Annotated in this window: 9 protein-coding genes; 5 read left to right on the forward strand and 4 right to left on the reverse strand. The window is 70.1% G+C overall.

All coding sequences use genetic code 11. The features are described 5' to 3' along the window. The first annotated feature begins 27 nt into the window (after nucleotides 1-27). Together amcB and amcA are read left to right on the forward strand one after the other, a co-directional pair. Nucleotides 28-1,131, forward strand: a complete 1,104-nt coding sequence (gene amcB / locus ABZU52_RS17195; RefSeq protein WP_354971993.1) for a cyclophane-forming radical SAM peptide maturase AmcB — start codon at nucleotides 28-30, stop codon at nucleotides 1,129-1,131. Further along, the gene (gene amcA, locus ABZU52_RS17200) at nucleotides 1,100-1,327 is read left to right on the forward strand and encodes a multiple cyclophane-containing RiPP AmcA (RefSeq protein WP_124821604.1); all 228 of its coding nucleotides are present in this window, start codon (nucleotides 1,100-1,102) and stop codon (nucleotides 1,325-1,327) included. Before amcB ends, amcA begins: the two co-directional genes overlap by 32 nt. Before the next feature lie 136 nt (nucleotides 1,328-1,463). Here the strand turns inward: amcA and ABZU52_RS17205 are convergent, their stop codons facing one another. Both ABZU52_RS17205 and ABZU52_RS17210 read right to left on the reverse strand, forming a co-directional pair. Further along, nucleotides 1,464-1,679 carry a DUF3073 domain-containing protein gene (locus ABZU52_RS17205; protein WP_030332207.1) on the reverse strand — a complete coding sequence of 72 codons (216 nt, stop codon included), beginning with the start codon at nucleotides 1,677-1,679 and terminating at the stop codon, nucleotides 1,464-1,466. Between the two features lie 302 nt (nucleotides 1,680-1,981). Beyond that, nucleotides 1,982-3,064 (reverse strand): Glu/Leu/Phe/Val dehydrogenase, encoded by a 1,083-nt coding sequence (locus tag ABZU52_RS17210; RefSeq protein WP_354971988.1) that lies wholly within the window; start codon nucleotides 3,062-3,064, stop codon nucleotides 1,982-1,984. Between the two features lie 193 nt (nucleotides 3,065-3,257). Between ABZU52_RS17210 and ABZU52_RS17215 the strand changes: the two genes are divergently transcribed. Together ABZU52_RS17215 and ABZU52_RS17220 are read left to right on the forward strand one after the other, a co-directional pair. Continuing rightward, complete coding sequence (locus tag ABZU52_RS17215; RefSeq protein ID WP_354971994.1) at nucleotides 3,258-4,097, forward strand: hypothetical protein; 840 nt, start codon at nucleotides 3,258-3,260, stop codon at nucleotides 4,095-4,097. 250 nt (nucleotides 4,098-4,347) lie between these two features. Next, on the forward strand, nucleotides 4,348-4,557 hold the full coding sequence (locus ABZU52_RS17220) for a BldC family transcriptional regulator (protein ID WP_007073996.1): 210 nt from the start codon (nucleotides 4,348-4,350) through the stop codon (nucleotides 4,555-4,557). A gap of 94 nt (nucleotides 4,558-4,651) precedes the next feature. On the opposite strand, the gene ABZU52_RS17225 is transcribed toward ABZU52_RS17220, so the two are convergent. Next, the gene (locus ABZU52_RS17225) at nucleotides 4,652-5,032 is read right to left on the reverse strand and encodes a PPOX class F420-dependent oxidoreductase (RefSeq protein ID WP_354971989.1); all 381 of its coding nucleotides are present in this window, start codon (nucleotides 5,030-5,032) and stop codon (nucleotides 4,652-4,654) included. 53 nt (nucleotides 5,033-5,085) lie between these two features. Between ABZU52_RS17225 and ABZU52_RS17230 the strand changes: the two genes are divergently transcribed. Continuing rightward, nucleotides 5,086-5,865 carry a class I SAM-dependent methyltransferase gene (locus tag ABZU52_RS17230; RefSeq protein WP_354971990.1) on the forward strand — a complete coding sequence of 260 codons (780 nt, stop codon included), beginning with the start codon at nucleotides 5,086-5,088 and terminating at the stop codon, nucleotides 5,863-5,865. Between the two features lie 49 nt (nucleotides 5,866-5,914). On the opposite strand, the gene ABZU52_RS17235 is transcribed toward ABZU52_RS17230, so the two are convergent. Beyond that, nucleotides 5,915-6,202 carry a hypothetical protein gene (locus ABZU52_RS17235; protein ID WP_091396025.1) on the reverse strand — a complete coding sequence of 96 codons (288 nt, stop codon included), beginning with the start codon at nucleotides 6,200-6,202 and terminating at the stop codon, nucleotides 5,915-5,917. Between the last annotated feature and the right edge of the window lie 180 nt (nucleotides 6,203-6,382).

Genomic DNA, 6,382 nt, shown 5'->3' on the forward strand with positions numbered 1-6,382 from the left:
GCTGCTCGGGGGCGTTCGTTCAGCGGGATGCGCGGTCTGGCCGCCGTCCCGTCGTACGTCGTCATGCAGCCCACCACCCTCTGCAACCTCGACTGCGCGTACTGCTATCTGCCTTTTCGAGCCGCCGACCGGCGGATGCCGGTGGCGGTGGCCGAGGCGGTCGCGGCCGCGGTCAATCCCTGGGCGGCGACCGGTCGCTTCTCCGTGGTGTGGCATGGCGGCGAGCCCCTGGCCGCCGGTCGAGAGCACCTGGCCGATCTGATCGCGCCGTTCGGGCCTGAGGTGGAGCACCACGTGCAGACCAACGCCACCCTCATCGACGACGACTGGTGCGATTTCTTCGTCCGGCACGAGATGCGGGTGAGCGTGAGCGTCGACGGGCCCCGGGCCCGCAACGGCGACCGGGTCAACCGGGGCGGCCAGCCGGCGTACGACCGGATCCTGCGCGGCATCGCGGCGCTGCGCCGGCGCGGTCTGCCCTTCTCCGCGCTGGCCGTGGTGTCCCGGCCGGAGCCGGGGCTCGCCACCGAGCTGTACGACTACTTCCTTGAGCTGGGCTGCGACGTGTTGGGCATCAACATCGAGGAGACCGAGGGGGTCAACACCCGTGACAACAGTCATGACCCGTCGGCGGTGTCCGCGTTCTGGGCGGAGTTGGTCGGGGCGTGGCGCCGGGAGCCGCGGATTCACCTTCGCGAGATCGAGTGGTCGTTGCGCTATGCCGCTGCGGTGCTCGACAACTCGGCGGACGGGGTGTTGCCCCGCCACCTGGACCCGATCCCGACGATCGGTCACGACGGCTCGGTGATCGTGCTTTCCCCCGAGCTGGCCGGCTTCACCGACCCCCGCTACGGCGACTTCAGCAGCGGCAACGTGCTGACGACCCCGTTGGCGCAGATCCTCGGCGACGCGGCGGCGACGCCGTGGGTGGGGGAGTTCCTGACCGGGGTGGAGGCGTGTCGGGCGTCCTGCCCGTACTTCGGCTTCTGTGGCGGTGGCCACGCGGCCAACCGCTACTTCGAGCTGGGGCGTTTTGACGGTACGGAGACCGAGCACTGCCGCAACAGCAAGATCCGCCTATTGGAGGGAGTGTTGGAGCATGCCCGAGACCACCAGTCACCGGCGGCCTGAGCGCGAAGCGGACGACGGAGTCACCGAACGGGTGCGGGACGCGGCTCCCGCGCTCGTCGCACTGCTTCAGGAGGCCGAGGACGCGCGACGGCTGCGCTCGGAGGTGTCGGGCGGAGACGGCTCCAGCGCGGTGTGCGCCTGGAACCACTTCGAGAACATCCCGACGTTCTACAACTGGAACAACCGCCCGCGCTGAGGGAGCCGAGGTCAGGGGCCTGTCGAGCGGCCGGAGTGGATCCGGTCGGGCCAGGCCCCTGATCGTCGGCGACTACACCTGCACAGGACGTGCGTGAGCACGCGGGGGTTACCGCGTGCTCAGCTGCGTCGAGAGGTCAGCGGGTCGGACGGACCCAGGGATCCGGATCGTCGTCCGCGTGATCCTCATCATCGTCGTCGACGAACTCTTTAGAGTCGTCGTCGAAGTGGTGCTCAGACTTACCAGCACCCGCCAGTTCGCGCTGCAAGGCGGTGAGGTCGGTGTTCGGGGAGTGGTACTTCAACTCCCGCGCCACCTTAGTCTGCTTGGCCTTAGCACGGCCGCGCCCCATGGCTCGACCCCCTCGCACAGAATGCGGGGCAGCCCGAAGGCGGGCCCCGATGACGTCAGGCATCTCTCGTGGCTCTTACGGTACATGGGGATGCCACCGTTCGGCACCTCGGGTTACCGCCAGCCGGCTCTGCGCGTCGCGTCGATCCGGCCGTCACCCAGTGTACCGGGTAAGGAGCGGAACGGTTAGCACCCGTGACACCGGACAAACCGCATCAAACTTGATCCAGGCTCAGCTTACCCAGCGACGCCCGGCACCGGGGCCCCGGAGGCGGATCTCGTCGATCCGCCCCCGGGCAACGCTCAGCGCAGGTGGATCGCTCGCAGCCGGCCGACGTCCGCCATTCGACGCTCCGCCAGCCGGTCGGCGGCCACCGCCGGGGGCACACCCTCCGCGTCAGCCAGGTGCAGGATCTCGCGGGTGGTGTCGTAGATACGGGTCGCCCGCAGCTTCGCCCGGTCGAAGTTGAAGCCCTCGATCTCGTCGGCCACCTGGATGACGCCGCCCGCGTTGACCACGTAGTCCGGGGTGTAGAGGATGCCCCGGTCGGCCAGCAGCTTCTCGATGCCCGGGTGGGCGAGCTGGTTGTTCGCCGCCCCGGTCACCACCTTGGCGCGCAACGCCGGCACGGTGTCGTCGTTCAGAGCGCCGCCCAGCGCGCACGGCGCGTACACGTCGAGGTCTGCGGCGACCAGCGCGCTGGAGTCGTCGACGAGGGTGACCTGCGGGTGGTTGCTGCGCACCCAGGCCAGCGCCTTCGGGTTGACGTCGGTGGCGACCACCTCGGCGCCATCCTCCAGCAGGTGCCCGGTGAGGTACTTGCCGACCTTGCCCAGGCCGGCCACGCCGACCCGCCGTCCGCGCAGGCTCGGGGTGCCCCACACGTGCTCGGCAGCGGCCCGCATCCCCTGGAAGACGCCCCAGGCGGTGAGGATCGACGAGTCGCCGGCGCCGCCGTGCTCCACGCTGCGTCCGGTCACGTAACGGGTCTCCCGGGCCACCACGTCCATGTCCGCCACGTACGTGCCGACGTCGCAGGCGGTGTAGTAGCGGCCGCCCAGCGACTCCACGAAGCGGCCGTACGCGCGCAGCAGCGCCTCGCTCTTGATCTGCTCCGGGTCACCCCAGATGACGGCCTTGCCGCCGCCCAGGTCCAACCCGGCGAGCGCGTTCTTGTACGCCATCCCGCGGGACAGGTCCAGCACGTCGGCGAGGGCCTCGTCCTCGCTCGCGTACGGGTAGAAGCGGGTGCCGCCGAGCGCCGGGCCCAGCGCGGTGGAGTAGATCCCGATGATCGCCTTCAGGCCGCTCTGCTTGTCCTGGCAGAACACGACCTGTTCGTGACTGGTAGATACCGGGTCGTCGGTGCTCGCGAATACGCCCATGGTTGGCTCCTACTGTGGTGTGCGTCCTTGTGGGGCGCGGACCTGGTGGATCCCGGCGGGGATGCTGCCGGTGTGATCGAGCCTAGTATCGGCAGCCGGGAGAGCGCTCGACGCGCCGCCGCCGTCCCAAGGTGCGGCGCGCGTGCTCCGGCCGCTGACCGCGTACGGGCGTGGTTCGTGGGAGGATCGCGCGGTGCCGTCGCTCTTCGCTTCTTACCTGCGCGTGTACGAACCGTTGGCCGCCTTCGACCGAGATCGGCAGAGCTACTGGCGCCGCTACGTCTCGGAGGGGCGCGCGGTCGCCCCGGTCGAGGGGCCCGGTCGGCAGCGGACGGCGGTGATCGAGGCGCTGGGCGCCGGCTGGACCCGGCTGCCGGACCTGCCGGAGGAGGCGTACGTCCTGGAGACGGACGACAGCCTGCTGGTCTGCCCATGGAACCTGCGCATCCGGGTCGCTGAGGCGGCGCTCAGCGCTCGGGACGGGGTGCCCTCGGTGCTCGCGGACGCCTTCGTGCCGCCGGTGCTCGCCGGGCAGGCCAGGGCGGTCGTGGACGACTGGCGCAGTGGCGCCCGGGTGCTGGAGCACGGGGTGCCGCGGGTGCACGAGCAGATCGCCACCTGGGGCGTACCGCTGCGGTGGTTCGTGCTCTTCGACCCGGCGGAGCGGGACCTGGTCACCCAGCCGGGCCGGCGCGCGCTGCGCTACCGCACCGAGATCTCCAAGGCGCGACGCCGCTCGTCGCGGGCGCTGTCGGTGCTGCGCAAGTCGGTGGGCGAGGCGCCGATCACCGAGGCGGTGGAGGAGGCGGCCCGCTGGCTGGAGGAGTTCCATCCGCGGTCCGTGGTCGAGCTGGACTACGGCGGTCTGGTCGATCTGCTCTCCGACGAGACCCTCGCCGCGGACGACTCGCCCGAACTGGTTGCCGGCGGCCTCGCGGGGCTGTCGCGCGGCGAGGCCGAGGAGGCATCCGCCGCGTACGACACGTTGGTGGCACGGTGGCGCGCGGTGCAGCTGTTGGAGCGGTGCAACTAGGGCATATCACCCTAGGAGCGCTCCCAAGGTGAGTTGCACTCGTAGTTGACGCATCACGAACCGTGATCATGAGTCCGAATAAGGTACTTTCTGCCGTGTAAAAGTCGTAAAAATCGGGCATGGTTCATCCGTCCGTCTAGGGACCTTCATCCGTTCGGCCCATGTCGGACATCGGGGACTAGCCGGACCATGGGAGACGCGTCGGCCGGCGGGACCCCGGCCGATGTCTATACACGTGGAGGAGTGACCGATGGCATCGCGAACGCACGAACCAGAGCCGCTACTCACGCCGGCCGAGGTGGCGTCGATGTTCCGGGTCGACCCGAAGACGGTGACCCGGTGGGCCAAGGCTGGCAAGCTCAGTGCCATCCGCACTCTGGGTGGCCACCGTCGGTACCGTGAGTCGGAGGTCAGGGCGCTGCTGCAGGGCCAGATCCCGCAGCAGCGGCAGGGCGACTGAGCCGGCGACAGTTTTTCGTCAGGGGCGGTGGATCTCTCGATCCGCCGCCCCTTTCCATGCCCGGTCAAGCACGACGCCGGCCGGGTCGGCGCCGCTACTCGGCCAACGTCACCCGGATGCCGACCGTGCCGCCCTCGCCGCGACGCAACCGGCTGCCCAGCAGACTCAGTCGACCGATCAGGCGGTACTTGTGCTTCAGCAGGTCGCGGACGCGACCTGTGTCACCGCTCCCGTAGAGCGTCGCGTGAGCCGGCACCTCCGCCCCGTGTGGCCGACCCCGCACGTCGCATGGCGCCACTGTCACCTCGCCGTTGTGGCGGATCCGCTTCACCTTCCCCGAGTCGGCCCGGGTCCAGACCGCCAACGCCTCGCCATCGCGTACCGCCCAGACCGGGGTCGGCACCGCCCGACCGTCCTTGCGGAAGGTCGTGAGCAGGATGTACTTCTCGGCCGACAGCCGATCCAGCGTGGTCACGCCGCCAGGATAGGCCGGCGCGGGCCACCGAGTGGCCGGATAGCGTGAACGCCGTGACGGTTGATCCTCTAATCGGTGACGTGATCGGCGAACTGCTGCGGGACACGCTCGCCGTGGCCACCGGGGTGGGCCCCCGGCCGCTGGTCGGCGGGCGACTGCCGCGACCGGTCATCGAGATCATTGAGCGGGACGACGGGCTGATCAACGGCGCCCCGGCCGCGCACTACCTGGACGGGCCGGCGGAGTGGCAGCCGTACGACCACCGCGCGGTGGACCGGGCGCACGGCGAGACGCTGGACATCGGCACCGGAGCCGGCCGGATCGCGTTGCAGCTCCAGGAGCGCGGCGTACCGGTCACCGGGCTGGACACCTCGGCGGGCGCGCTGGAGGTGAGCCGGCGTCGCGGGGTCCGACGGTTGGTGCACGGCACCGTCGACACGCACGTCGCCGACGGTCCCCGGTACGACACCTTCCTGCTGCTCGGCAACAACCTCGGGCTGTTCGAGGGTCGGAAGCGGGCCCCCGAGTTTCTGGCCGCACTCGCCGCGCTGGCCCGACCGGGTGCGCAGATCATCGCGCAGGGCACCGACCCGTACGGCACCCGCGACCCGGTGCACACCGGCTACCACGAGCGCAACCGTCGGCGCGGCCGGCTCGGTGGTCAGCTGCGACTGCGGCTGCGCTACCGCGAGTTGAGCACCGAGTGGTTCGACTACCTGGTCTGCTCGGCGGACGAGTTCGCCAGCCTGGTGCACGGCACCGGTTGGCGGCTCACCGATGTGGACGACCGCGACGCCCCCTACTACCTGGCCACCCTGCGCCTCGCCGACTGAGCGACGGCCCCCGCGCTCCGCCGAGCGGAGGCAGGGGCCGTCGTACGTCTCAGACCTGGACGGTCGGGGGGAGCTGCTCGGGCGGGAGGCCGCCGTCGCCGTCGACCACCTCGTCGGGCTGGCCGTCCTCGTCGATGTCGACCATGGTGATGTCCACCTTGCCGTCACCGTCGGTGTCGAACTGGAACAGGTCGGCCTTGCCGTCGCCGTCGGTGTCCACCACCCACACGTCGGTCTTGCCGTCGTTGTTGGTGTCGGCGCGCAGCAGCTCGACCCGCTCGTCGCCCCGGGTCTCCACGATCTCCCCGTCGGTGACGCTCTCCGGTGCCTGGCTCATGTCGATGCGGTCCTTCCCTCGGTTGACGGGCAGTCATTACCCGATCCGGCGCTCCCCCACGCATGGGCCGGGTCGTCGTGCTGTCTAGATGATTGAGTCCTAAATTCTGGCTGCTCAATGGTCGTAGGCGATCAGTGATCGTGGGTTCGGTGCCCCGATGGTGGTGTTGTGCCAGATCAC

This window comes from Micromonospora sp. NPDC005220, assembly GCF_040607895.1.
Taxonomy (GTDB): domain Bacteria; phylum Actinomycetota; class Actinomycetes; order Mycobacteriales; family Micromonosporaceae; genus Micromonospora.

What these genes read in the sequence shown, in the direction of transcription:
- amcB (WP_354971993.1), top strand. Translation starts at nt 28, where the DNA reads ATGCGCGGTCTGGCCGCCGTCCCGTCGTACGTCGTCATGCAGCCCACC.
- amcA (WP_124821604.1), top strand. Translation starts at nt 1,100, where the DNA reads ATGCCCGAGACCACCAGTCACCGGCGGCCTGAGCGCGAAGCGGACGAC.
- ABZU52_RS17205 (WP_030332207.1), bottom strand. Translation starts at nt 1,679, where the DNA reads ATGGGGCGCGGCCGTGCTAAGGCCAAGCAGACTAAGGTGGCGCGGGAG.
- ABZU52_RS17210 (WP_354971988.1), bottom strand. Translation starts at nt 3,064, where the DNA reads ATGGGCGTATTCGCGAGCACCGACGACCCGGTATCTACCAGTCACGAA.
- ABZU52_RS17220 (WP_007073996.1), top strand. Translation starts at nt 4,348, where the DNA reads ATGGCATCGCGAACGCACGAACCAGAGCCGCTACTCACGCCGGCCGAG.
- ABZU52_RS17235 (WP_091396025.1), bottom strand. Translation starts at nt 6,202, where the DNA reads ATGAGCCAGGCACCGGAGAGCGTCACCGACGGGGAGATCGTGGAGACC.